General features: G+C 60.3%; 21 protein-coding genes and 1 pseudogene. 12 read left to right on the top strand and 10 right to left on the bottom strand.

Annotated features, from left to right (window positions below; all coding sequences use genetic code 11):
- Positions 1-348: 348 nt before the first annotated feature.
- Positions 349-1,500, top strand: a complete 1,152-nt coding sequence (locus KVH01_RS16145) for an MFS transporter (RefSeq protein WP_124400105.1) — start codon at positions 349-351, stop codon at positions 1,498-1,500.
- A 9-nt stretch (positions 1,501-1,509) separates the two neighbouring features.
- On the opposite strand, the gene KVH01_RS16140 is transcribed toward KVH01_RS16145, so the two are convergent.
- The 8 genes and pseudogenes from KVH01_RS16140 to KVH01_RS16105 all read right to left on the bottom strand — a co-directional run bounded on the left by KVH01_RS16140 (position 1,510) and on the right by KVH01_RS16105 (position 9,066).
- Positions 1,510-2,493 carry a type III secretion protein gene (locus KVH01_RS16140; RefSeq protein WP_225924239.1) on the bottom strand — a complete coding sequence of 328 codons (984 nt, stop codon included), beginning with the start codon at positions 2,491-2,493 and terminating at the stop codon, positions 1,510-1,512.
- Positions 2,494-2,602: 109 nt separating this feature from the next.
- Positions 2,603-3,034, bottom strand: coding sequence for a type III secretion protein (locus tag KVH01_RS29930; RefSeq protein WP_225924238.1), 432 nt, complete (start codon positions 3,032-3,034; stop codon positions 2,603-2,605).
- 25 nt (positions 3,035-3,059) lie between these two features.
- Entirely contained in the window at positions 3,060-4,106 is a 1,047-nt protein-coding gene (locus KVH01_RS16130) for a type III secretion effector protein (protein WP_217882065.1), read from the bottom strand.
- Between the two features lie 227 nt (positions 4,107-4,333).
- Positions 4,334-4,480 (bottom strand): annotated as a pseudogene (locus KVH01_RS16125) (IS5/IS1182 family transposase); the annotation flags it as partial.
- Positions 4,481-4,590: 110 nt separating this feature from the next.
- Positions 4,591-6,996, bottom strand: coding sequence for a TonB-dependent siderophore receptor (locus tag KVH01_RS16120; RefSeq protein WP_217882064.1), 2,406 nt, complete (start codon positions 6,994-6,996; stop codon positions 4,591-4,593).
- A gap of 97 nt (positions 6,997-7,093) precedes the next feature.
- Positions 7,094-8,044, bottom strand: a complete 951-nt coding sequence (locus KVH01_RS16115) for a FecR family protein (RefSeq protein ID WP_217882063.1) — start codon at positions 8,042-8,044, stop codon at positions 7,094-7,096.
- 26 nt (positions 8,045-8,070) lie between these two features.
- The gene (locus KVH01_RS16110; protein WP_217882062.1) at positions 8,071-8,571 is read right to left on the bottom strand and encodes a sigma-70 family RNA polymerase sigma factor; all 501 of its coding nucleotides are present in this window, start codon (positions 8,569-8,571) and stop codon (positions 8,071-8,073) included.
- Positions 8,572-8,670: 99 nt separating this feature from the next.
- Complete coding sequence (locus tag KVH01_RS16105) at positions 8,671-9,066, bottom strand: c-type cytochrome (protein WP_225924237.1); 396 nt, start codon at positions 9,064-9,066, stop codon at positions 8,671-8,673.
- Between the two features lie 82 nt (positions 9,067-9,148).
- On the opposite strand from KVH01_RS16105, the gene KVH01_RS16100 reads away from it, so the two are divergent.
- The 4 genes from KVH01_RS16100 to KVH01_RS16085 all read left to right on the top strand — a co-directional run bounded on the left by KVH01_RS16100 (position 9,149) and on the right by KVH01_RS16085 (position 14,433).
- Positions 9,149-10,843: a hypothetical protein gene (locus KVH01_RS16100; protein ID WP_217882061.1), complete on the top strand. Its 1,695-nt coding sequence runs from the start codon at positions 9,149-9,151 to the stop codon at positions 10,841-10,843.
- Between the two features lie 71 nt (positions 10,844-10,914).
- Positions 10,915-11,715 carry a glucose 1-dehydrogenase gene (locus KVH01_RS16095; RefSeq protein ID WP_217882060.1) on the top strand — a complete coding sequence of 267 codons (801 nt, stop codon included), beginning with the start codon at positions 10,915-10,917 and terminating at the stop codon, positions 11,713-11,715.
- Complete coding sequence (locus KVH01_RS16090) at positions 11,708-13,534, top strand: glycoside hydrolase family 15 protein (RefSeq protein ID WP_217882059.1); 1,827 nt, start codon at positions 11,708-11,710, stop codon at positions 13,532-13,534. Before KVH01_RS16095 ends, KVH01_RS16090 begins: the two co-directional genes overlap by 8 nt.
- The gene (locus tag KVH01_RS16085; protein ID WP_217882058.1) at positions 13,522-14,433 is read left to right on the top strand and encodes an alpha/beta fold hydrolase; all 912 of its coding nucleotides are present in this window, start codon (positions 13,522-13,524) and stop codon (positions 14,431-14,433) included. Before KVH01_RS16090 ends, KVH01_RS16085 begins: the two co-directional genes overlap by 13 nt.
- On the opposite strand, the gene KVH01_RS16080 is transcribed toward KVH01_RS16085, so the two are convergent.
- Positions 14,419-15,387 (bottom strand): GlxA family transcriptional regulator, encoded by a 969-nt coding sequence (locus tag KVH01_RS16080; RefSeq protein ID WP_217882057.1) that lies wholly within the window; start codon positions 15,385-15,387, stop codon positions 14,419-14,421. The genes KVH01_RS16085 and KVH01_RS16080 overlap by 15 nt on opposite strands.
- A 91-nt stretch (positions 15,388-15,478) precedes the next feature.
- Here KVH01_RS16080 and KVH01_RS16075 point away from each other — a divergent pair, with 91 nt between their 5' ends.
- Positions 15,479-16,159 (top strand): DJ-1/PfpI family protein, encoded by a 681-nt coding sequence (locus KVH01_RS16075; RefSeq protein WP_217882056.1) that lies wholly within the window; start codon positions 15,479-15,481, stop codon positions 16,157-16,159.
- Between the two features lie 365 nt (positions 16,160-16,524).
- Here KVH01_RS16075 and KVH01_RS16070 read toward each other — a convergent pair whose 3' ends face one another.
- Positions 16,525-17,154 carry a LysE family translocator gene (locus KVH01_RS16070; RefSeq protein ID WP_217882055.1) on the bottom strand — a complete coding sequence of 210 codons (630 nt, stop codon included), beginning with the start codon at positions 17,152-17,154 and terminating at the stop codon, positions 16,525-16,527.
- Positions 17,155-17,321: 167 nt separating this feature from the next.
- Here KVH01_RS16070 and KVH01_RS16065 point away from each other — a divergent pair, with 167 nt between their 5' ends.
- The 6 genes from KVH01_RS16065 (at position 17,322) to KVH01_RS16040 (ending at position 25,681) form a co-directional block, all read left to right on the top strand.
- A complete protein-coding gene (locus KVH01_RS16065; RefSeq protein ID WP_046072525.1) occupies positions 17,322-17,837 on the top strand; it encodes a sigma-70 family RNA polymerase sigma factor in 516 nt (171 codons plus the stop codon).
- On the top strand, positions 17,824-18,774 hold the full coding sequence (locus KVH01_RS16060) for a FecR domain-containing protein (protein WP_217882054.1): 951 nt from the start codon (positions 17,824-17,826) through the stop codon (positions 18,772-18,774). Before KVH01_RS16065 ends, KVH01_RS16060 begins: the two co-directional genes overlap by 14 nt.
- A gap of 105 nt (positions 18,775-18,879) precedes the next feature.
- Positions 18,880-21,366, top strand: coding sequence for a TonB-dependent siderophore receptor (locus KVH01_RS16055; protein WP_217882053.1), 2,487 nt, complete (start codon positions 18,880-18,882; stop codon positions 21,364-21,366).
- Between the two features lie 504 nt (positions 21,367-21,870).
- A complete protein-coding gene (locus KVH01_RS16050) occupies positions 21,871-23,310 on the top strand; it encodes an undecaprenyl-phosphate glucose phosphotransferase (protein ID WP_043050952.1) in 1,440 nt (479 codons plus the stop codon).
- Positions 23,310-24,770 (top strand): mannose-1-phosphate guanylyltransferase/mannose-6-phosphate isomerase, encoded by a 1,461-nt coding sequence (locus tag KVH01_RS16045; protein WP_217882052.1) that lies wholly within the window; start codon positions 23,310-23,312, stop codon positions 24,768-24,770. Before KVH01_RS16050 ends, KVH01_RS16045 begins: the two co-directional genes overlap by 1 nt.
- Entirely contained in the window at positions 24,770-25,681 is a 912-nt protein-coding gene (locus KVH01_RS16040; RefSeq protein ID WP_217882051.1) for a glycosyltransferase family 2 protein, read from the top strand. Before KVH01_RS16045 ends, KVH01_RS16040 begins: the two co-directional genes overlap by 1 nt.
- Position 25,682: the final 1 nt, after the last annotated feature.

The raw sequence follows: 25,682 nt of genomic DNA, 5'->3' as shown, positions 1-25,682 counted from the left end.
TACATCGCGGCTGTAAATATCTTTCTAAACAATGCAAAATGCTGCAAAAAAAATAGCCTTCGCTAATGTCAAGTAAGTTCTTACTTTGAATTGCAGTTTCACAACTAATCATTCAGGAAACAGCTGACATTACTTTAAGCCGCCCGAGGTTTTCACAGGTACAGGTTCTTAATCGGGTGGCCCACCCAGACTGACACTCAACGAGCTCCTAGCCTGCGCCCGCAAACGCACTGGCGCCCTTCTCTTTTTACCCCGCACGCGAAGGGAACCCTGCTCGCTCGAAAAGGCCTGATGTGCAAGGATGTCACGCCGGACATCGTTTGCTGAACGCAAAACCAAGGATTCTTCATGACTGCCATTCCCACTCCAGCCCCCGTGGTTCCCGGGCGGTTGGAACAAATGTCGACCCGTATCGCTTTTTTTATCGCCGGTTTTGGTATTGCCGCGTGGGCGCCCTTGGTGCCGTATGCCAAGGCGCGCGCGAACCTGAACGAAGGCACGCTTGGTCTATTGTTGTTGTGCCTGGGGGTAGGTTCGATCATCGCAATGCCGGCGGCGGGCGCTTTGGCGTCTCGCTACGGTTGCCGGCGCGTGCTTACTGCCGGGACGCTGATGATCTGCCTGGCCCTGCCGATGTTGGCCACTGTCAGTTCGATCCCATTATTGATCGCCGGGTTATTCCTGTTTGGTGCGGGCCTGGGCACCGTGGACTCCACCGTGAATCTGCAAGCCGTCATCGTTGAGCGCGCCAGTGGCAAGACCATGATGTCAGGGTTTCATGGCCTCTTCAGCCTGGGTGGCATTGTCGGCGCGGCAGGAGTTTCCGGTTTGCTGGGGCTGGGCCTGTCGCCCCTGCAGGCGACCCTGGTGGTGGTCATTATCATGGCCGTTGCGCTGTTCAAGGCCGCGCCGCACCTGTTGCCGTATGGCAGTGAAAGCTCAGGTCCTGCATTTGCAGTGCCCCACGGAGTGGTGCTGTTTATCGGCTGCCTGTGTTTTATCGTGTTCCTGGCTGAAGGTGCCGTGCTGGATTGGAGTGCGGTATTCCTGAGCGCTGAGCGTGGCCTGGATGAGGCCTACGCCGGTCTTGGCTACGCGGCATTTGCCTTGACCATGACCGCTGGGCGCCTGACCGGTGATGCCATTGTCCGACGCCTGGGCGCCACGCTAGTGATCGTGATCGGTGGCGCGCTGGCGTGTGCCGGCTTGCTCCTGGCGACATTATTGCCGGCTTGGGAAACGGCGTTGCTCGGGTACGCATTGGTGGGTGCCGGGTGTTCGAATATCGTGCCGGTGCTGTACACCGCCGTCGGTAAACAAAAGGTCATGCCTGAACATATTGCGGTGCCGGCCATCACCACCCTGGGGTACGCCGGTATTCTCGCCGGTCCCGCCATGATCGGTTTTATCGCCCATGGCAGCAGCTTGAGTACCGCCTTCGTGCTGATTGCGGTGTTGCTGGCGGCAGTCGCTATCAGCGGCAGAATTCTCAAGGTGTAGTCCACGACGTCAACGTGCTTTGCGAGCTTTTTGCTGCTCCTGCCAACGTTCGAGGTTTTTGTCGCACAGGTGGCCTTCTACATGCGGCGGGCCAAACAGGCGTGGGGTATTCGCGTGCTCCAGCGCAGGTAGCAGACCCGGCCGCTCAACGATGTTCTTCGCCGTGTAGACGCACAGTTCGCTGTACTTGGATCGGGGCATCCCGGTGAACGGGTCCAGCACTGGGTTACCCTGTTGATCGACCTCATACGGATCCTGCATGACTGCCTTGAGCTTGGCGATTTCAACGTACTGGTGCTGTTCGAAAAGAAAAGTCCGATCCTTGGTTTCATCTCTCAAGTGCTCGAACTGCCCTTGCAGCGCCTCAACCACTTCAGCGTTGCCCTGGGCATGAAAGGGATCCTGGCTGAAGACGCTCGGGGAACTGTTGCCCTGCAATGCCCGGGCCGCCGCCCTGAGACTATCTCGCGTGATATCACCGTCACGACTGAAGATCGTATCGCTTAGCCGCGGGCGCTCGAGAATTTCCCTGACGACTTGGATCGCGGCGTCCAACTCCTCGTTTTTTCCAGTGGGTTCAGCGGCAATCCGCTGCAATGACAACCAGGTCAAGCGCCCATCATTCAGATACGGGTGCAGCAGCCCGAAGGCTTTCTCCAGCGCACCCGCCAATTGCTTGTCCATGTAGTTCGGGCCCGGCGGGGAAAACTGCGCCCGCTCCATGGGCAAGTTCTGCAAATTTCGATGACGCAGGGCAGACAATGCACCGCGCAGCAAGAAGGGCTTGCGAGGCCCACCAGTCGCGGGCTCGGAGGGCGTTTCACCCCAGGCGCCAGCGTTTTCGACCGATGGTGGCGCCATTGGTTGCGTGACTGGTACACCAGGGGCGAGAGACCGGCCGGGAGGTAGTACACCATCGATTGACATGGGTTTTCTCCAACTCTTTGAGATGCATATCCGCTTGGTGATCGGCTCGGTGATGGCCAAAATCAACGAATGGATTCCACTCGGACATGCACCTCATGTGTGGCTGGATGAACCCGGCAGTTCCGTGGGAGCAACGAATACCAATGACAATATGTAAAACCGCAACCAACGACGCTCAGCCCAACTTGCGCCTGCGCCACCAACCCGCGAGGGTATGAATCAGCCCGACATTTTTTATCGAATCAGCGCCATCTCCCGAGGTCTGTCCGTCCGCAAGCATGCCCCTGGAAAAGTCGTCCGAAACGGGCGCCTGGAATTGGCGCTGTCCGGCAAACGCTTTCATGCGCAGGGCTTGGGCCGCATATTCCTTGGCAGGAGTGTGCAAACTTCGCGTAGCTGCGCCCTCCTCTGATACCGCAAGATTTGCGTCCTGGGCGCTGCGCAAGAGTTCAAGGCGATGGGATTGGGGGGAGTTAAACGAGGTTGAAGTCATGAGTTTGCCCTCACTCGGAATCTGAAAAGCGGCGGGTGAATCATTACTGTAGCTATCAGCTATGTGGCAAATGAGCGTAATCCGTTCCTCGAACCATTGAGTCAGGCGCCGCATTCGCCGTGCAGCGCCTGTAGGTTGGTCACTTGGACAATAGGACCAATGCTCTCCAATTGATCTTGCCGTCTCCGTCTGTACTGGCGAGGTTATCCATCAGCTTGAGCAGGTTACTTCGCTTGATTACTGCCTGGGCCAACTGGATAAGGTGGTCCTTTTCAGCGTCGCCTGTGAGAGGCTGGCGGGCGAGATTTTTCAGGTCGCGGATTCTCAGGTCCGGGCCCCAGGGCCAGCCCTTCAATTCGTCAAAGTGCTCGAGCATCTCGGCGGCCAACTCCTTGTCAGACTTGTACTTGAAGTAGTTTTCGCCCTTGATGACCGCGTTCACGTTCTGAAAGCCGATGAGATTATCCAACGCACCGGTAGACGTGTGTCGGTCAAGCGCCGCCATCAATTCCGGACGCCGCAACAGCTCATTGGCCAAACGAATGTTCTCCCGCATGGCAGGGTTAGGCGACCACCCTCTTCTCGCCATCGCAAGAATGCTGTCAACACTGATATACCCGGGATTCCTGGGGTCCCTGAAAGCATGGAAGTTGTCGCGCAATTGCTCTGCCAACTCTTCATTGTTCTTCAGCGAGTATTGTGGATCCGGCCTGCCGGGTGCGACCGGATAGGGCCTGCCTCCTTCGGTAGGGTCTGGTCGTGGCGGCGGGTTGCTTGCTCCAGGATTCGGCCTTGGTGGCGGCCCCTCGCAACCTGGGTTCGGCCTTGGTGGTGGGCCGCCGCAACCTGGATAGGGATGCGGGCGATGCCCGGTAAACCATTGGCTCATCCACTGTTTGAATTGGTTCATGAAATCCTGCATCGCAGGAGCGTGATGATGGTGAAGGTGGTGGTGGCCAGACACATCTGCGCCAGTGCTTGTCGACTGATGGTTGCCGAACACTGGCCCAGCCTTACTTTCCCCGGATTGAAAATTTACATTGGCAGTGCTCTGACCATTGAAGGAAGGCGCAGCAGGCGCTTCACGAGTGGTTTTGACCTCCGGCTTGGCGGTGGCATTGGCCAGCGAAGGATCAGAGGTTGACGAGGTAGGGACGGGGGATGGATCCAACATCGGTACCGACATGCGTTTCTCCATTACAGTGGGCGCGATTTTCAGCTTGTCGCTCCAACGTAGTGTCGAAGCCCATCAGCTTTCCCATGTGTGGTTTTTTGTCGGAATCAGTTCCTGTGCCAGCAACAATATATGCTGAGCCAGTGTAGGAAACGGATCGAGCGGGCAATGGTCTTTTAGCTGCTGCCCAGGCAAAGCGGCGGCGAGCCCAAGCAAACAAAAAATCGCAACCCGTGGCTGGCTTTGTCGAAACCCAACTGCTCAAGGTCCAGCAGGGAAATGTAGGCCTCGATCACCCGAACCAGATGGTCATCGGGGATAAGTTCGTCCAACGAAAGTGGAAACAGAGCGCTCTGGGAGCGGTCTTCACCTTGGATATAGCGCATAAGCAAAATGCCCGTATCTTGCGATACGGGCATTTTCTTTAACCGGCCGGCAGATTGCTAGGTTTTCACACAGTCTGCCGTGGGTTGCGATTTTTCCTATCAACTGAATATCAGAACCCGACGCTCGCCTGGACGAAGAACGTACGCGGCTCACCCAGGTATATCCCGGCGTTGTTGTCGCTGGAGCGCGTGTAATGCTGCTGGTCGAAGATGTTCTTTACGCCCACGCCCAGCTTGAGGTTCGACAGTTGCGCGCCAAAGTCATAGCCGCTACGCAGGTTGACGGAGACATAACCTGGGATGTCGCCATATTGGCCATCGTCGGTGCCCTGGGTGATGTAAGTGGTGCCGGTACCTGGCGCACGCTGCTTGGATTGCGCATAGATATCAAGGTTGTGGGTCCAGTGGTTGACGTCGTAGCGCAGGCCCAGGGTCGCCACTTCACGGGAGTACAGGGGCAGGTCGCGGCCCTTGAACGGTACATCACCTTCGGAGGTGGCCTTGGTATAGGTGAAGCCGACGTTAGCCGTCAGCCCGTCAAGGCGCGGGTCGAGATTGGACAGGTCGTAGTGCGCCGAGGCTTCGACACCGGCATGCTTGGTAGCGCCGAGGTTGGTCCAGCCTACGTCGTTGCTGACGTATTGCAGCTCATCCGAGAAGTCGATGTAGAACAGCGTCACTTCGCCGCCCCAGACGCTGTCGTTGTAGCGCGTTCCGATCTCGTAGGTCTTGGCTTTTTCCGGGTTAAGGCCATTGGCGGTCTGGTTGCCGGTGCCGCCCTGGCCCAGCTGGAAATACTGCAGGCTGCCGAAGGAGGTTTCGTAATTGGCGAACAGTTTCCAGGCGTCGGAGACGTGGTACATCACGCTCAGCGCCGGCAACGGTTCGTTGTTGTGGATCTCGCGGCGTTTTTCCTCGGTACGCTTGCCGTTCAGGGCCACGACGGGACGGTCATGCCATTCGGTGCGGATATCTTCAAAGCGGATACCCGGGGTGATGGTCCATTTGCCAATATCGATTTTGTTGTCGATGTAGAAGGCATTGGCCTCGGTGCCACCGGTGCGATCCTGATACACATGACCATCGCTCTGCCCACCCGGCGTCGGTACGTTGTTGACCAGATTCAGGCTGGTGGCTTGCTCGTGCATGCCTTCCTTCAGGTAGCGGTACCCGACGCTGACTTCCTGGGTGCTCGGACCCACATCAAACACATGGGACACCCGCGGCTCGATACCAAAGGTGTAGTAGGTGCGCGGGTAGGAACTGAGGGTTTTCAGATCGCGGTTGGCGATATTGCTGCCACGGAAGCTGTCGGAATAGTAGGTCAGCACTTCGGCCTGGGTGCGATCGTCGATCTGGCGGATGTATTTGAAGGACACATCCTTGCGGCGACCACTGAAGTTGTCCCAGTCGCGCACCGACTGGTACGGGTTGGCGTCGAACTGCTGCTGGGTCAAGCCGCCGGGCATGTCGGCGCTGGCGTCGTAGTAGTGGAAGTTCAGCGAAAAGTCGTCTTGATCGGTGGGCGCCCAGTGGGTCTTGAAGATCACGTCGTCGATATCGTTGGAATTATTGCTGTTGCGATAGCCGTTGCCGTTGACTCCGGAGTACAGCAATGCAGCGCCGATGCCGTTGTCTGCCGTGCCACCAATGAAGGCGTTCTCCACATGCTTCCAGCCACCATGGGCGGAGGTCTGCAGGGTAGTGCCGACCTCACCGGAGAATTTCTCCGGAATTGCGCGGGTCACGAAGTTGATCACACCCCCCACATTCTGTGGCCCATAACGTACGGAGCCGGCCCCGCGGACAACGTCGATGCTTTCAAGGTTACCGGCAGAAATCGGCGCCATCGACAGTTGCGGCTGGCCATACGGGGCGAAGGCCGCCGGTACCCCGTCGATCAGCACGGTGGAGCGCGGCGACAGGCGTGAGGTCAAACCGCGTACACCGACGTTGAGGGAAATATCGCTGCCGCCGGTGCCGTTGGCTTCCTGCACCTGCACGCCAGGCACGCGGCGCAGTACGTCACCGACGTTCATCGCGCCCTGCTCCACCATGGCTTCGCGGCGCACCACGGTACGCGCGCCTGGGTGGTTTTGCACCACGGCGGCATCGGCATCGCCGAGCCAGTCGCCCACCACCTTGATATCGGTGACTCCCAGCTCCAGCGGTGAACCCGCTTCACCGGTACCGTTGCTCACCGGGCGCAGGGTCACGGAACCGGCGTCGATGTGGTAATCCAGCCCACTACCCTGCAGCAGTTGGCGCAGGGCTTGTTCGGGCGAGAGGTTGCCATCCACCGCCGGCGCTTGCTTGCCGGCCACCATGTCGGGGCTGAAGAACACTTGCAGCGAAGTCTGTTGGCCCAGTTGGCTAAGCGCGGCACCCAGTGATTGGGCGCGGATATGTATGCCATCGGCCGCATACGCGGCAGGCAGCGCGGTACTGACTGCAATGGCCAGGGCCAGGGGCGCCCAGCGGGAGGTTTTATTGTTGTTGAGGGCGAGTTTTTTCACGTCGAACCTAATCCTGTGATCGCAAGAGTGTGCGGTTGTTAATGCAAACCAGTTGCAGTTGCAGGAGAAGACGAACAACTCAAAAAAAACCTGAATGTCAGCGTGAAATAATTTCCTGGCTGCCGTCCGGCAAGGTGCGCAAGGCCACGGGGAGGATGTGTGGCAAGGCTTTGAGCAAGGCGTCGGTGTCACTGGATTTGAATACGCTGGTCAGACGCAGTTTGCCCACCGCTGCCGTACTGACACGCAGCGGTTGCTCACGGTAGCGCGAGACTTCCCGGGCCACCTCGCCCAAGGTGGCGTTGTTGAACACCAGTTTGCCGGTACGCCACGCTGTCAGTTCTTCAGGGTTCACCGCGTAGGCCGCTGCCACTTGGCCTTGGGTATCGACATGGGTGCCACGGCCGGCGGTGAGCGTCACTGTCTGGTTCGATATGCGTCCCTGCACCTTGACCGTACCGGCCTCGACCGCCACGCGGGTCTGGTCTTCATCGCGGCGCACATCAAAACGCGTGCCGGTAACCGTTACCTGACCTGACCCGGCGGCCACCACGAAGGGGCGTCCCGCGTCGTGCTCGACACTGAACATCGCCTCGCCGCGCTTGAGCTCCACTCCCCTGCGGCCCTTTTCGTAGTGAACCGCGACCAGGCTGCGACTGTTGAGGTCCATCACCGAGCCGTCGGGCAAGGTCACCTGGCGATGCTCCCCCACCTGCGTACTGAACTCGGCACTGTAAAGCGTTGGCTGACCCAGCCCACCGAGTAACCCCAGCCCCACTGCAATGGCGACCACACTGGCAGCTGCGGCATAGCGCAACACCACGCGGCGTTTTGGAGGCTCGACCGGCTTATCGCACAGGGCCTGCAAGCGCGCCCTGGGCAGCAGATCGGTGGCACCCCACAGCCCTTGCAGCACATCGAATTCATACTGGTGCTCAGGCGCCTGCGCCCGCCAGGCATCGAAACGTTGCCGCTCCTCGGCATTCAATGGGCCGTCTTGCAAGCGTACAAACCATTGCGCGGCCTCATCACGGACACGGTTATCCATCGAGCAAGATCCTGTTTCAAAGCGGGTCATGGCGCCATCGCATCCAGACGATCACGCAGATGCCGCAGGGTGCGGATCATATACTTTTCCACCATGTTTTTAGACAGCCCCAGGCGCTGGGCGATTTCCTGCTGGGTCAGGCCCTCGATTTTCTGCCAGATGAAAATCCTGCGACAGTTGAGCGGCAGCTCAGCCAAGGCGCGCTCGATAGAGTCGGCCAACTGGATCGCATGCATGTGATGCTCCGGGTCGCCGCCGTGGGGCGTGTTTTGATCCATGACCCGCAGCGTCAGCGCTTCGCGGCGGTCTTCGCGGCGGTAGGCGTCCACCGCAATATTGCGTGCGGTTTGATGCAGGTAGGCGCGCGGTTGTACTACCTCGCTGGCGCGGGACTCAAGCACACGCACAAAGGTGTCATGCGCTAGGTCTTCGGCCTGCTGACGGCTTCTCAGGCGGCGCGTCCAGGTTCCGATCAACTCTTCGTAGTGCTCGAAAAAGCCTGTTCTGCGGGGCGGCTGAGGGGTCATCGCGGATGCACTGGGGAGGCGGGGCGTGAATAGTAATGCTTCCTATTAAGCAGGGCAATTGCTGCTGATCGAGTGCGCCACTTCTGTTCCCGAGAGCATTTATGTTTTTGAAATAACCGCACTCATATATTGATGCAGGTCGCGTAGATCCTTAATGCTCCAGGCGTGCGGCGCTATCTTTACGCCGTTCTCGCGCAACGTCCTTGGAATCAGGTCGCCATTGGGACGAAGGATGATCGACGACACGATAACACCCGGATAATCCTTGAGCCGCTGCTTGAAAGCTGTGGTTGTAAGGTCTGGCGTTGGCGGATTGCTTTTTTTGGCCAATGGCCCGGTCGCTCTGATATCGGGCCCATGACACACCGCGCACCTTTGGAGGTAAAGCGTCTTGCCATTGATGTTTTCTGCCAAGGCCCCCGACGTTTGAGCCAGTGACAATACTGCTGATAGAACCATGAGTATTTTGTTCATGCGTGCGGTGCCTGTCGGCATACACATTCCATCGTGCCCTCTCCATTCCCTTTATTCTAAGCACCATACGATAACATTCACCTTCCGGCCGAGCGCTACACCTATGCACACGCCTTTTATCGACACCCGCTGCCACCACGCCTTACGCCTTGCCTGCAACATCAGCACTTACCCGCACAAGTTCTGTTTGAGCCAACCCAATCGAAAACTCATCAGCTCCCTGATGGATGAGTGCCCGGGCGTGCAGAGACTGGTCGAGCAACTGTGCCAGATGCAGGCGCTGCTGGCACCCAAGCTGCCACTCACCGGCACGAGCGCACTGTGGAAATCCCGCGAGGCGCATCTGCAGCAAACCCAGATACACACCACCGTCGACACGGCACCTTTACCCGACGGCACCCTGACCGATATAGCGCGGCTGCTCGATCTGCAGCTGTTGGAAACCGTACTCTCGACCATGCCATGCGAAGCCCAGGGCGCCCCGTCCTCGCAGGATACTGTTAGCCTGGCGTGCCACTGCGTTTGGCTTTCTGAGCTACTGGCGCTGGTCATACTGGGTATCGCCAGGGCAGCCCTTGATGAGACCGGCCGTTGCAGCATCACGCCGTCCTCAGACGCCATGCGCATGCACCTACGACGAGTGTGGTTTGGTTCAGCCCTGGAGCAGGCATCCCTTGCGTCTGCCTCCCTGGCTATCCAGAGCCTTGCCATTGTGGCCGCCGACCCGTCTCGACGAAATCAGCTGCAGAACGCCAGGGTATCGGCACTGACTGTATTTCCCCAGCACTGGCGGCTACCGGTAGACTACGGTCCCGTGGCCGGACTGTTATTCGATCAACTTGAACCCTTGCTGCTGATGATTATTCACGCGGTCCATGGGGCACAGTATTCTGGAACCCCACCCTTCGATCATCGCCACGCCGCGCAGAAGGGCATCACGCCGGTCTACGAACTTGTCTGTCAGATTCAAGCGCAACTCCCCGTGGTTGACCGGCTGTTCGATTTCTCTGGAGGCGGCCTGATCCTGGGAACGCGCAACCTGGCGAGTGGCGCCATCGAGACAGCCGAAAAACTTGCAGAAATAAAGCTCGGCGCCAATTGGCACGGCAAGGCCACCTCTGATGCACAGAAAGCCTACCTGTTGAGTCGGCTCAAACGCTGCGCCCATATTGAAGTGCTGGATTTCGAGCTGCTGCAACACCATACAAAAGACAGTGCCGTGGAAGTGGATGTCGATTTTTTCATCCGGGACAACCTGCACGGCCAGATTTATGGCGTTCAGCTCAAACACCTCAAGAAGCGCTCCCATAGCGGTCTACTGGGATGGCTCAGCCTGCTCAGAGAGCCGGCAAGTGGGTTGGGTAACCTGGTCCGACAGTTGGAAAACCTGGTGCTGGTTGCCCGCAACGATGAGAAGGCTCGGGCGGTGTTGATCGGCAACGGGCTCACACCGGCCGAATGCGAGCGCATCATCCCGGTAGGCTTGCACAATGTCGGCAGCATGGACATGTGGTCACTTCAAAACGGCATCCTGCTCTATGACATGCACACGTTCGTGAACCTGGTGGCCGGTAGGGCTGCAGTCGAAATCGGCATGGTCGAGGGGCAAATCATTCATCAGCCGGCGGCCGCCCGCGAAGGACCTCCTCCCAGCCCTCATGCTCCGGACTCGGCGATTGATGCCTACCTGGCCGATCCCCTGTTCCAACACCTGTCCCGGTTTGACAGCGCTGCCAGGGTCAGCCGACAGATGTATATCGGCACGCATACCGTTGTTGCCCACGGCCTGGGCATATGAGCCAAACGGTGAACTTCCATTGCTCGCCGCCAGTCAGCTGAAAGGACTCTCATAATCACAGTGGGTGGGCAATGCAGATTTCCTTGCAGCAACAAGTGGCCCTGGTCACCGGCGCCAGCTCCGGCATTGGCGCCGGTGCCGCCAAAGCCCTGGCCGCAGCGGGTGCGGCGGTGGTGCTCAACTACAATTCCCAGGCGGCACCGGCCGAGGCCCTCGCCGCACAGATCAATGCCGCCGGTGGCCGGGCGCTTGCCATCGGTGGCGATGTGTCCAAGGAAGCTGACGTCGAACGCCTATTTGCCCAGACGCTCGACGCCTTCGGCTACCTGGATATCCTGGTGGCCAACTCCGGGCTGCAAAAAGACGCCAATCTGGTCGACATGACCCTTGAGGACTGGAACACCGTGATTGGCGTCAACCTCACCGGGCAGTTCCTTTGTGCTCGCGAAGCCGTGCGTATTTTCAATCGCCAGGGTGTTCGCGAAGGTGTGTCGCGCGCCGCCGGCAAAATCATCCATATGAGCTCGGTGCATCAACTCATTCCGTGGGCCGGGCACGTGAACTACGCGGCGTCCAAGGGCGGTGTGGAAATGCTGATGCGCAGCCTCGCCCAGGAAGTCAGTGAGCAGCGCATCCGCGTCAACGGCATTGCGCCGGGGGCCATTCGCACGGCAATTAATCGTGCTGCCACCGAAGGTGCGGCAGAAAAAGAGTTACTCAAGTTGATCCCATATGGCCGCGTCGGTGATGTGCAGGACGTGGCCAATGCGGTGGTGTGGCTGGCCAGCGATGCGTCTGATTATGTCGTCGGCAGTACGCTGTTTATCGATGGTGGCATGAGCCTTTATCCGGAGTTTAATGGCAATGGTTGAATTGAAAAGCGAACCCCAAAGCGCCATCGACGCTCACGGCATCATCGGCGACATGCGTAGCGCAGCACTGGTGAACGACCAGGGCAGTATCGACTTTTTCTGTTGGCCCGAATTCGACAGCCCATCGATCTTCTGCGCGCTGCTCGATACGCCCGAGGCCGGCACGTTCCAGCTCACCCCGGACTTGCCCAACGCCCGCCGCGAACAGATCTACCTGCCCGACACCAACGTGTTGCAAACCCGCTGGCTCAGCGATGCGGCGGTGGTAGAAGTTACCGACCTGCTGGCGGTCAGCGAGGAGGTCGACGAGCTGCCGTTGCTGATTCGCCGGGTACGGGTGGTCAGCGGCCAGGCCACCCTGCACCTGCGCTGCGCCGTGCGCCACGACTACGCGCGTGCCAAGACTCGGGCCACAGCTGACGATAGCGGCGTGCTGTTCAGCGCCGACGGCCAGCCAAGCCTACGCCTGGTCGGTAGCCACCCGCTGACCCTCGAAGACCATGCAGCCGTCACCCGTTTCACACTGGCCCAGGACGAAGGCGCCGAATTCGTGCTCGGCGGCCAGGACGATCCGCGGGTGGTCAATGACTGCACCGACCTGTACCTGGAGCGCACCCTGAAGTTCTGGCGCGGCTGGATCTCCCAGTCCAATTACCGTGGGCGCTGGCGCGAAATGGTCAACCGCTCGGCCTTGGCATTGAAGCTTTTGACCTCGCGCAAGCACGGCGCAATCATCGCCGCCGCGACCTTCGGCCTGCCGGAAACCCCCGGCGGCGAACGCAATTGGGATTACCGCTACACCTGGATCCGCGACGCCTCGTTCACCGTCTACGCGTTCATGCGCCTGGGTTTTGTCGAGGAGGCCAATGCCTATATGCGTTGGCTCAGAGGGCGGGTCAGCGACTGCTGCGGGCAGCCGACCAAGATCAACATCCTCTACGGCATCGACGGTCGCCAGGAACTGCCGGAAACCGCACTTGACCATCTGAGCGGCCACGGCGGCGCCCAACCGGTGCGTGTGGGCAATGAAGCGTTCGACCAGATCCAATTGGATATCTACGGCGAACTGATGGACGCGGTGTACCTGGTCAACAAATACGGCGAAGCCATCTCCCACGAAGGCTGGAAACACACGGTGGAAGTGGTCGACCAAGTGTGTGAGATCTGGAACCGCAAGGACGTGGGTATCTGGGAAATGCGCGGCGAGCAGCACCACTTCCTGCATTCGCGCCTGATGTGCTGGGTGGCCCTGGACCGCGCCATTCGCCTGGCGTCCAAACGCTCGCTGCCGGCACCGTTCGCCCGCTGGGACGAGACGCGCCAGGCGATCTACGCCGACATCTGGAGCAACTTCTGGAACGAAGAACGCGGGCATTTTGTGCAGCATATCGGCAGCACTGCGCTGGACGGTTCGATGCTGTTGATGCCGCTGGTGCGTTTCGTCGCAGCGACCGACCCGCGCTGGCTGTCGACATTGGAAGCGATCCAGAAAAGCCTGGTGCGCGACGGCATGGTCTACCGTTATCGCAACGACGACAGCCAGATCGATGGGCTGCAAGGCACCGAGGGCGCATTTGCCGCCTGCTCGTTCTGGTATGTCGAATGCCTGGCTCGCGCCGGCCAAGTAGAAAAAGCCCATCTGGAATTCGAACAGTTGCTGCGTTACGCCAACCCCCTGGGGTTATACGCCGAAGAGTTCGACAGCCAGGCCCGGCACCTGGGCAATACGCCCCAGGCCTTGAGCCATTTGGCGTTGATCAGTGCGGCGACCTTCCTGGACCGCAAGCTCAGCGGGGAGAAGACCGTATGGCAACCCTGAATGCCCCTGCCCCATTGCTCTATGTGCGCACCTCCGTGTTGGATGTAGCTTACGAGACCCATGGTCCCATCGCAGGCGAGCCGGTGATCCTGCTGCATGGCTTCCCCTACGACCCACGCGGCTACGATGAGATCGCGCCAACGCTGGCCGAGCGTGGTTACCGGGTGTTGGTACCGTATCTGCGCGGTTATGGCCCGACGCGATTTATCAATGATCAAGTGATGCGCTCCGGCCAACAGGCGGCGCTGGCCAAGGACCTGCTGGATTTCATGGATGCCCTGGCAATCCCCCAGGCAACCCTTGCCGGGTTTGACTGGGGTGGGCGCGCCGCGTGTATTGTCGCGGCGCTGTGGCCGCAACGGGTACGCGGCCTGGTGACCGGCGATGGCTACAACATCCAGGACATCGCCAAGTCACTCGCGCCTCGGGCTGCGGAAACTGAGCATCGTTTGTGGTACCAGTATTACTTTCATACCCAGCGCGGGGTCGACGGTTTGACCGTCAACCGCCGTGAACTCTGCGAATTGTTATGGCGGCTCTGGTCACCGACGTGGCGTGAAGGCCCAAGCCTGTACGCCAACACCGCGCCATCGTTTGATAACCCGGATTTTGTCGCGGTGGTGATTCACTCCTATCGCCATCGATTCATGTATGCGCCGGGCGATCCCGCATTGGAATTCATCGAGCAGGCATTGGTGCCGCAACCGGTGATCTCGGTGCCGAGCATCTCATTGTGCGGTGCCGACGATGGCGTGGGCCCGCCCTCTCAAGAAGATGAGGATGTGGGGCTCTTCAGCGGTTTTTATCAAAGGCACGTGTTGCCTGGCGTGGGCCATAATGTTTTCCAGGAAGCGCCCAAGGTCACGCTGGAGGCCTTGCTGGAATTACTGCAGCGCTGAAAAACGCTCCCGATAAGCCTGGGGCGTCACCGACAGGGCGCGCAGGAAGCTGCGGCGCAATGTCTCTTCACAGCCAAAGCCGCATTGCAGGGCAATGCGTTTGATCGAGGTGGTGCTGTCTGCCAACTGTCGGCGTGCGCTTTCGATACGGATCAGTTCAACAGCGCGCGCCGGGGTTTGGCCGGTTTCGGCTCGGTAGTGACGCACAAAACTGCGCTCACTCATGCCGGCCTGCGCCGCCAGGGTGGCGATGTTCAGATCCAGTGTCAGGTGCTCGGCGATCCAGGCGTGCAATTCGGCAAAGCGGCTGTCGCTCTTTTGCAGGGCCAGCGTCACGCTGAATTGCGCCTGCCCGCCGGGGCGCTTGAGGAACACCACCAGGTGACGCGCTACTTCCAGGGCAAAGGCACGCCCCAGATCCTCTTCCAACAGGGCCAGGCACAGGTCGATCCCGGCGGTCACACCAGCCGACGTCCACACTGCGCCTTGCTGGATGAAAATCGGATTGGCCTCCACCGTCAGCGCGGGAAACTTGCGCGCCAGTTCTTCACAGCGCGTCCAGTGCGTGGCCACCCGACAGCCGTCGAGCAAGCCACTGGCGGCCAACAGAAAAGCTCCGGTGCACACCGAAGTCATGCGCCGCGTGTGCCGGGCTTTTTCCCGCACCCATTGCACCAGCGCCGGGTCTTCGGCTGCGCCGTAGACGCCCCAGCCACCGGCGATCACCAGGGTGTCGCAAGGCGTGTCGTTGGCGGGCAGCGGTTCGGCCAGCAGCGCCAGGCCGGCAGAGGTCTTTACCGGGTCAGCCTGGGCGGCGATCACACTCACCGCGTAGGGCAATGGCAAGCCACGCTGGCGTGCCAGGTCATTGGCGGACGCGAACACCTGCAGGGGGCCGGTCACATCGAGCACCTGGACATTCTCAAAGGCGAGCACATTAATGATTCTGGGCATGATTGGCGTGATTAGTGGGCTCAATGGCGTATGCGCCAAAGCCTAGGCTTCTACAGTGAGGTCGTCCACCCCCTTTATCGGAGCTTGATTCATGACCTTGCACATCGGTTTTCTGTTGTTCCCCGGCATCCAGCAACTGGACCTTACCGGCCCCTATGACGTGCTTGGTTCACTACCCGACGTGAAGCTGCACCTGGTGTGGAAAGACCTGGCACCGATTACCTCGAGCACCGGCCTGATGTTCACGCCGACCATGACCTATGCCGACTGTCCGGCCCTGGATGTGTTGTGTGTGCCCGGCGGTGCAGGCGTAGGCGCGCTGATGGAAGACCCGCAAACTCTGGACTTCCTCAAGGCCCAGGCGCAAACCGTGCGCTATATGACCTCGGTGTGCACCGGCTCGCTGGTGCTCGGAGCTGCGGGATTGCTGCGTGGCCGCAGGGCAACCACCCATTGGGCCTACCATCACCTGCTCGCGCCGCTCGGTGCAATCCCGGTACAAGGGCGTGTGGTACGTGACGGCAACCTGTTGACCGGTGGCGGGATCACTGCCGGGATCGACTTTGCCCTGACCCTGGCGGCGGAGTTGTACAGCGAGGAGGCGGCGCAACTGGTGCAGTTGCAGATCGAATATGCGCCGGCGCCGCCGTTCGACTCCGGCAGCCCGGAGACTGCGCCCAGGCATGTGCTGGAGGAAGCCAACAAGCGCACGGTAGAGTCGCGCAGAGTGCGTGGGGAGATCGTGGCCCGAGCGGCTGCGCGGTTGGGTTGAATGTTCATCCGTGGCGAGGGAGCTTGCTCCCCCGCCACGGTACAGCGCTGCTTCTTAACTGACGGGCATCTCAGCATCAGTATCTACACATCTCCTGGTATGGCGCTTTACCTGTGGGAGGGGGCTTGCTCCCGATGGCTGCTTCAGGGCCGACCAAGATGCCGGATCAGACCGAGTACATATCCGTTACCGCAGGAATGGATATGTACTCGGTATAACTGTGTCGGCTGTCAGGCCGCCTTCGCGGGCAAGCCCGCTCCCACAGTTGGATCGTGGGGTATCAGGTAGATGAGCATCGGCTGTCGGGCCGTCACAGGAGCAAGCTCCCTCGCCACAAAAAAGCTTGCTTGGCGTCCAGCGTGTCTTCAGGCAGGACGAGACATCACCGCCAAACGCACAGCCAGCACCATCAGCACGGTCGCCAGACCCCACTTCTGCAGCCAGGCGCTTTTTGAGCGCTTGGCGAAGAAGCGACGGAGCGTACCGCCAAACATCCCCAGCAGCGCGTGAAACACGCCTGCAATCAGCGTCAGCACGCCACCCAGCACCATTAATTGAACGGCGATGGGCCCAGCCTCCGGTTGCACAAACTGCGGCAGGAACACCATGAAAAACAACAGCGCCTTGGGGTTGAGCAAACTGTTGAGCATGGCCTGTAGAAATACCCGGCCCAGGGCCACGCGGCCGACGTGCGCAGTATCCGGCCCGGAGCGCGTCTGCAAGGTCTTGAACACCAGCCATAGCAGGTAGATCACACCGGCGTAACGAATCAAGTCAAACGCTGGCGGCCAACTGGCGACCAATGCCGTCACTCCCATGGCGGTCAACGCCGTCAGTAACAGGTCTGCCACAGCGATGCCCAGGGCCGACGCACAGCCCCCACGCCAGCCATGGGTCACACCATGGCTGATCACAAACGCCATATTTGGCCCCGGTGACAGCAGCAACAGCAAAACAGCGCCGGAAAAAACCGCAAGAGTGACGAGGCTGATCATGGGTGAACCGTCCGCCTGGAAAAGCCCAGATTAATCGGCGAATACAGGGCGCACAAAAAATTGTGCTGGATACATTGCTGCGCAGAAAACCAGGTGATTGCTGAATGCCACGATCAACGTCTAGAATGCGAAACATTATCAATTAAGTTTGCTGCGCCGGGATGACCATGTCGAGCGATCACCCTCTGGACCCTGCCGCCATCGGCCAGCTTTACCAGGCCCACCACTCCTGGCTGCGCGGCTGGTTGAGCCGGCGCACCGGCTGCCGTGAACACGCCGCCGATCTGGCGCAGGAAACCTTCGTGCGCCTGCTCAACGCGCGCAAGCACCAGACCTTGCAGCAGCCGCGGGCTTATTTGAGCAGCATTGCGCGCAGCTTGATGATCGACCAATACCGGCGCCGCGAGCTGGAGCGCGCCTATCTGGAAAGCCTGGCGCACTTCCCCCAAGTCGAGGTGCCGAGCGAAGAAACCCGCTTGCTGATCCTCGACAGCCTGGAGCGCATCGACCGTTTGCTCGACCAACTCAAGCCGCGAGTGCGCGAAGCGTTCCTGTTGGCGCAACTGGACGGCCTGACCTGCCCGCAGATCGCCCTGCGCCTGGGCGTATCCAGGGCCACGGTGGAACGTGACCTGTCCAAGGCGCTGCACGCCTGTTATCGGTTGCGCTATGCCGAACTCTGACCCGCGCCTGGTGGACCAGGCCATCCAGTGGATGATCAAGCTGCGTTTCAACACCGCCGACGACGCCAGCACTGCGGCCTTTGAGCAGTGGTTGCAACGCAGTGCCGCACATCAGCAGGCCTGGCAGCGGGTAGCGGCCATGGATGACGATTTCAAGCACCTGCCGGCGCATGTCAGTCGCCATGCACTCGATGGCGCGCGCCAGCGCATCAGTCGGCGTGAAGGTTTGAAGGTGCTGGGGTTGTGTGTCGGCGCCGCCGGGCTGGCCTGGCTGGGCCGTGACTACACACCGCTGCCCGCCCTGCTGGCCGACTACCGCACCGCCACCGGCGAGCGGCGCTGGGTGGCATTGGGCGATGGCAGCAAAGTCCAGCTCAACAGCGCCAGCGCCATCGATATCGCGTTAAACGCCGAGCGACGGTTGGTGAACCTGCGCCAGGGAGAGGTGCTGGTCGATACCGGCGCCGACAACCGCCCGTTCTGGGTACACACCCGCGACGGTTACCTGCGCGCCCTAGGCACGCGCTTGCTGGTGCGCGAAGAGCCGGCAGGCACGTTGTTGGCCGTGCAACAGGGCGCGGTGGCGGTATTTTCCGACAGCCATGACATCACTGCACGCCAAGTGATCAAGCCCGGCGAACAGGTGCTGCTCAACCGTAGCGGCGTCCACCCCTCCCCCGCCAATGGCCTCGACCCCTGGGCCTGGAGTGACGGCGTGATCAGCGCCCACAACATGCGCCTGGATGACTTCCTCGCCGAACTGGGCCGTTACCGCAACGGGCTGGTGCGTTGCGGCGAAGCGGTGGCCGGGCTGCGGGTCTCGGGCACCTACCAACTGGATGACACCGACCAGGTATTCAAACTCGTGGCCCAATCGTTGCCGGTCGCTGTGACCTACCGCAGCCGTTACTGGGTGACCGTCTCCGCTCGGGTTTAACCGACTGAAAATAAATGAGGTGAATTCTCATTGCCGCTCGACCTGTAAGGAAAGGCCGATCAACAGGCCGGTTTCATTCACTTTCCTCAGGAGCATCCCGCGGTCATGCAAGCGTTCCCCTCCAAACGTTCACCTCTCAGACACGCCGTCAACGCCCTTCTCCTGGGCGCGAGCGTGGCGGCCAGCGCCCTGCCCTATACCGCTAGTGCCCAAGAGCCCGGCAACGAGCGCCCGGCCCGCGCCTGGGATATTGCCCCTGGCCCTCTGGCCGGCGCCCTTGATCAGTTTGCGCGGCAGGCCGGTATCAGCCTTTCATATGACGCGGGCAGCGTGGCGGGCAAAAACAGCCCGGGGCTGAACGGCACCCTGGACCCACAATCGGCCCTGAGCCGGTTGCTTCAGGGCCAGGGGTTGCAGGCTCAAAGCCAGGGCCAGAACGCTTGGTTGTTGTTGCCTCAGCATCAAGACAGCTCGGCGCTGAACCTGGGCGCCACCACCATCACCGGCGATCGCCTGGGCGCCACCACCGAAGGCAGCGGCTCCTACACCACCGGTGCGGTGACCATCGGCAAGGGTGAACACAGCCTGCGACGCACCCCGCAATCGGTGAGCGTGATGACCCGCAAGCTGATGGATGACCAGAACATCACCACCATCGACCAATTGCTGGAGCGCACGCCAGGCATCACCAGCTACGAATCGCCCATGGGCGGCAAGTATTTCTATTCCCGGGGCTTCAAGATGCTCGGCCAGTACCAGTTCGATGGCGTGCCGCTGGACATCGGCAAGGATTACATACAGGCCGACAGTTTCAGCGCAAACATGGCGATTTATGACCGGGTGGAAGTGCTCAAGGGGGCCGCCGGCATGCTCAAGGGCGCCGGCACCGCCAGTGGTGCGGTGAACTTCGTGCGCAAGCGGCCCCAGGCCACTCCCACCACCAGCCTCGGGTTGTCGGCAGGCACCTGGGATAACTACCAAGCCGAACTCGACACTGGCGGCCCGCTGAACGACAGCGGCACGGTGCGTGGCCGCGCGGCAGTCAGCCAACAGAATCGCGGTTCCTACATGGACCTTGCCAAGCGCCAGGACCAAGCGTTTTACGCAGCCCTGGACATGGATGTCACACCCGACACCACCCTGGGCTTCGGTGCCAGCCATGAGGATGTCGACGCCACGCCGTGCTGGAGCGGCCTGCCGCGCTACCGCGACGGCAAAAGCCTCGGCCTGAGCCGCTCCACCTGCCTGGGCCAGGCCTGGAACGACTGGCAAAGCCAGCGCACCACGTTGTTCGCCGATGTGACCCATCACTTCAATGACGCCTGGAAGCTCAAAGTCAGCGCCGTGCATAGCCGCAACCTGCAAGATATCAAATACGCCGCCAGTGAAAGCACCGTGGACTATGGCGACCCGGCGCCCACCCTCACCAGCTACGCCGCACTGCTGGACTACGATCACAAGGACTACGGCCTGGATGCCTATATCGACGGCCAGTTCGAGGCGTTTGGCCTGCAACATGAATTGATCCTCGGCGCCAACGGCAGTCGCGGTACCCAGGACGATGTCTACGCGATCCGCAACCTGCCCCAGCGCCAAAGCGTTTTCAACCCCAATCACCACTTCCCGGAACCTGCCGACGACACGTTCTGGCCCAACATGTACCGAGGCGGCACCGTCAACGAGACCGCCACGCAATACGGCGCCTACGCCACCTTGCGCCTGCGCCTGACCGAGCCCTTGATGCTGGTGCTCGGCAGTCGCGTCAGCTGGTACGAAAACCGCCGCAAGTCCCTGAACCTGGCGTGGGGCGAGTGGGCCGATCAAGACGCACGCACCAAGGAAACCGGCGTGGTAACGCCGTTTGGCGCGTTGATCTATGACCTCAATGACAATCTCTCGGTGTACGCCAGCTACGCCGATATTTTCCAGCCGCAAAGCTCCTACGCCACGGTCAGCGGTTCGGCCCTCAAGCCAAAAATGGGCGAGAACTATGAGCTTGGCATCAAGGGTGAGTGGTTTGACGGGCGCTTGAACAGCTCCCTGGCAGTGTTCCGCGCAATCGAAAAGAATGCCGCCCAAACCGACTTCGAGACCCGTTGCGGCAGCTCCTCAGACGGCTACTGCTACACCGACACAGGCAAAGTTCGCGCCCAAGGGGTGGAGGCCGAGCTCAGTGGTGAATTGCTCGAACGCCTGCAAGTGTTCGGCGGCTATACCTACACGCAGACCAAGAACCTGAAAAACATCGATAGCACAGCCGAAGGCGCGGTATCCAACACCTACGTGCCACGGCATATGCTCAGGTTGTGGGGCGACTATCAGTTGGACGGTGCGCTGTCGAAATGGACAGTCGGTGCAGGGGTCAACGCCCAAAGCAGCAACTACCGACTGCAAACCATCAAGCTTGAACAAGCTGGATATGCGTTGTGGAATGCGCGCCTGGCGTATCAGGTGGACGACACTTGGACCGTGGCGCTCAACGGCAACAACCTGTTTGATAAAAACTACTACCAGACCGTGGGCACAGCGGGTTGGGGTAATCTCTACGGAGAGCCGCGCAACCTGACGCTGAGCCTCAAAGGTAACTTCTAAGCACTGCACATCACCCGCTGTAGGAGCGAGCTTGCTCGCGAAAAACTCACGGACGCCGCGTTTATCCAGGAAACACGCGTTATTGTTGACGTTTTTCGCGAGCAAGCTCGCTCCTACTAAAAAGCCTTGCCCTCCCCCCTCCTACCATCGTCAGAGAGCTTTTTTCGCTGGCAGGCAAATCCCCATGTTTGTTCCTACACTCCAAAAAGCCAGCATCAATTCTCGATTATTCTGAAAGACTCCCGCCAATGTCAATAAAACGTCATATCATGGGGGCCTTATGAGAGCCATTGACGGCAACGGCGAAAAAAGCCAAATCATTGACACGGAACCTCAAGGAAGCCACTATTTAGCCATCACTCCGTAAATTCCTGCGCACGAACAGGCGTTACGTATTACCCAGCGACAGCAGTCGTTCGATTTTGCACCACTTGTAAAGCAAACCTGCCTTATGGATGAGCAAACGAACAGGAACGTTCTGGTGGTGTATTGAGGATCTGATCTATGCGCGGTAAATCGTCGGTCGATAGCCTGTTTTTGACTCGTCCCGGTTTCGTTGAGTTTTTTGTCGTCTTTGTAAAACTGATCCACGGCCTCACTGCTGTGGTGCCGGCAATTATCCTGTTGTTCTATCCGGAACCTGTCGCCGAGCACATGCGCAACCACTACCTGGGCCTGCTGGTGTTCTTTGCGCTGCTGACCATCATTCTATTCCAGGCCCTGGGGGTGTACTCCGAGGATCTGTTCAGCAATCGCCTGCGTTTTCGCGTGATGCTGGTGGCCTGGGTCTCGGCGTTCTGCATCCTGCTGTTCATGTACCAGATCTTGCTGCTATTCCCGCAGTTGAGCCCACGCAACCTGGCGGCCTGGTTCTCCATGAGCCTGGTGCTGTTTGGCGTGGAGCGGATATTGATGCTGCGCCTGTATCGCCATTTGATGAAGAACGGCAAGTTCTTGCAGCGCACGGTGATCCTGGGCTTTACCGAGACGGCGGTCCACGTGGCCGAACACCTGTCGCGCAATAGTGATATCCGTTCCGGCCTGATCGGTTTTATCGACGACCGTACCGAGCGCATTCCCAAGGAATTGAGCCGCCTGCCGTTGTTGGGTAATACCCGCGACCTGGAAAAGCTGATCCGCTCCGAACAGGTCAACCAGGTGATGATCACCCTGCCCTGGGCCGCCGAACAGCGCATCAATGGCTTGGTCAAGCGCCTGCGGCAGATGTCGGTGAACGTCATGCTGGTGCCGGACATGGCCGCCTTGCGCTATGGCCATAACCGCATCACCGATGTGGGCGGCATCCTGATGTTCAACACGTCGCAGTTGCCACTGCGCGGCTGGTCGCCCTTTATCAAGCGTTGCGAAGACCTGCTGCTGGCCAGCCTGGGCCTGCTGCTGCTGTCACCGCTGATGCTGGTGACGGCCATCGCGATCAAACTCGATTCCAAGGGCCCGGTGCTGTTTCGCCAGAAGCGCTTTGGCTACAACGACAACCTGATCCGGGTGTTCAAGTTCCGCTCGATGTACGTCGAGCAGACCGACCTCAATGCCGAGAACCAGACTACGCGCCTGGACCCGCGCATCACCCGGGTCGGCCGGATCATTCGCAAGACCAGCATCGATGAGCTGCCACAGCTGTTCAACGTGCTGCTGGGCAATATGTCGATGGTCGGCCCGCGCCCCCATGCCACGGCCACCAAGGCCGCCGGGATTCCGTTCGAGCAAGCGGTCAGCGAATACAGCTCGCGCCATCGGGTCAAGCCCGGCATCACCGGCTGGGCGCAGATCAACGGCTACCGCGGCGAAACCGACACCCTGTTCAAGATCCAGAAGCGGGTCGAATACGATCTGGAATACATCGCCAAATGGTCGGTGTGGCTGGATCTGTACATCGTTTTCATGACGGTTCCGGCCGTCCTTTCCACCAAGGAAGTCTATTGATGAACCCTCTTAACGGATTGATCCCGTGCATCATCTCCGGTGGTTCGGGCACGCGGCTGTGGCCGGTTTCGCGGCAGAACATGCCCAAGCCCTTCATGCGCATGCGTGACGACCAGAGCCTGCTGCAGAAGACCTTCCTGCGGGCCAGTCACTTGCCGGGGGTGGACAGCATCCTGACGGTAACCAACCGCGACCTGCTGTTTCGCACCCTGGACGACTACCGCGCGGTGAACACCCAGCGCCTGGGCCTCGACCTGCTGCTGGAGCCGTTTGGCCGCAACACCGCCGCCGCCATCGCCGTGGCCGCCTTGCACGTGCAAGAGCATTTTGGCGCAGACGCGCAGTTGCTGGTGATGCCGGCCGATCATCTGGTCCTCGATGAAGGCGCCTTTGCCCAGGCGGTGGAAAAAGCCCGCGCATTGGCCGAAGCAGGTTACCTGGTGACCTTTGGCATCCAGCCTGACCGAGCAGAAACCGGCTTTGGCTATATAGAACAAGGGGCGCCGCTGGGTGTTGGGTTCCAGGTCCAGCGCTTTGTCGAAAAGCCCGATCAGGCCACCGCCCAAGGCTACCTGGACGGCGGCAAGCACCTGTGGAATGCCGGCATGTTCTGCTTCAAGGCTGCCAGCCTGCTGGAAGAATTGGCCAGCCACGCACCGACAGTCCTGGACGCAGCCAAGGCCGCACTCGAGCACAGCCAGACCCTGCAAAACAGCAGCAGTCGCCAGCGCGAACTGAGCCCGGAAGGTTTCGGCACCGCGCCGGACATCTCCATCGACGTGGCCTTGATGGAAAAATCCGCGCAGGTCGCGGTCGTGCCCTGCGACATTGGCTGGAGCGATATCGGCTCCTGGGAAGCCCTGCGCGAACTCACCCCCAGTGACGACAATGGCAACCAGATCAATGGCGAGGCGATCCTGCACGACGTGCATAACTGCTATATCGATTCGCCCAAGCGCGTACTCGGTGCAGTGGGCGTGCGCGACCTGATCATCGTCGACACCCCGGACGCACTGCTGATCGCCGACGCCCATCGCAGCCAGGATGTGCGGTATATCGTCGCCGAACTCAAGCGCCAGAATCACCCGGCGTTCAGCCTGCATCGCACCGTCACCCGCCCATGGGGCACCTACACGGTGCTGGAAGAAAGCACGCGGTTCAAGATCAAGCGCATCGTGGTCAAGCCCAAAGGCTCGCTGTCCCTGCAAATGCACCACCACCGCAGCGAGCATTGGGTGGTGGTCAGCGGCGCGGCGATGATCACCAATGGCGAGCGGGAAATCCTGCTCAATATGAACGAGTCCACCTACATTCCTGCCGGGCACAAACACCGCCTGACCAACCCCGGCATCATCGACCTGGTGATGATCGAGGTACAGAGCGGTGAGTACCTGGGTGAAGACGACATCGTGCGCTATGACGACATCTACGGCCGCGCGCCGGTTGAAGTGAAACCCTGATGCGTACCTCCCTGATCATCCCCACCCGCAATGCGGCCAGCCATCTGGACCGCCTGTTGCCAGCGCTGCGCATGCAGACCTTGCAGCCGGACGAGATGCTGGTGGTCGACAGCGCATCGAGCGATGACACCGTGGCGCGCTTGCGCGAATTCGGCGCACGCGTGGAAGTGATTGATGCCGGTGATTTCAACCACGGCGGCACCCGGCGCTGGGCCAGTGAACAGGTGGGCGGCGACGCCTTGATCGTGATGACCCAGGACGCCATCCCCGCCACCGCCGAGACCTTCGCCAACCTGATCAGCGAGCTGCAACTGGACCCGCTCAATGGCGTGGCCTATGGCCGACAACTGCCGCACCCCGGCGCCGGCGTGCTCGGCGCGCAGTCGAGGCACTTCAATTACCCGGCGACCAGCCGCACCAAACGCCTGGACGATGCAGCGCAACTGGGCATCAAGACCTGCTTCAGCTCCGACTCGTTTTCGGTATACCGGCGCAGCGCCCTGAGCGCGGTGGGTGGCTTCCCCCAGGATGTGATCGGCAGCGAAGACGCCTACGTCGCCGCACGCATGTTGCTGGCCGGCTACCAGGTGCGCTACGCCGCCAGCGCGCAGGTGTATCACTCCCACGATTACCGCTTGCTGGAAGAGTTTCGCCGCTACTTCGATATCGGTGTGTTCTACGGCCGCGAGCCGTGGATTCGCCAGGCGTTTGGCGACGCCGGCGGTGAAGGCAAACGTTATGTTCTGGCCGAACTGCGCGCATTGCGCGAGGCCAACGCGCTGTATCGCGCGCCCGAAGTGGTGGTGCGCAGTGCCTTTAAATTGCTGGGTTATCGCCTCGGCCACCTTGAACGCTACTTGCCCAACTCGCTTAAACGGCGCGTGGGCATGTTTTCCACCTACTGGACTTGAG

The sequence above is a fragment of the Pseudomonas khavaziana genome, from assembly GCF_019145205.1.
GTDB classification, from domain to species: Bacteria; Pseudomonadota; Gammaproteobacteria; order Pseudomonadales; family Pseudomonadaceae; genus Aquipseudomonas; species Aquipseudomonas khavaziana.
The sequence above is the reverse complement of the archived record's forward strand: the minus strand, read 5'-3'. Positions and strand labels throughout refer to the sequence as shown.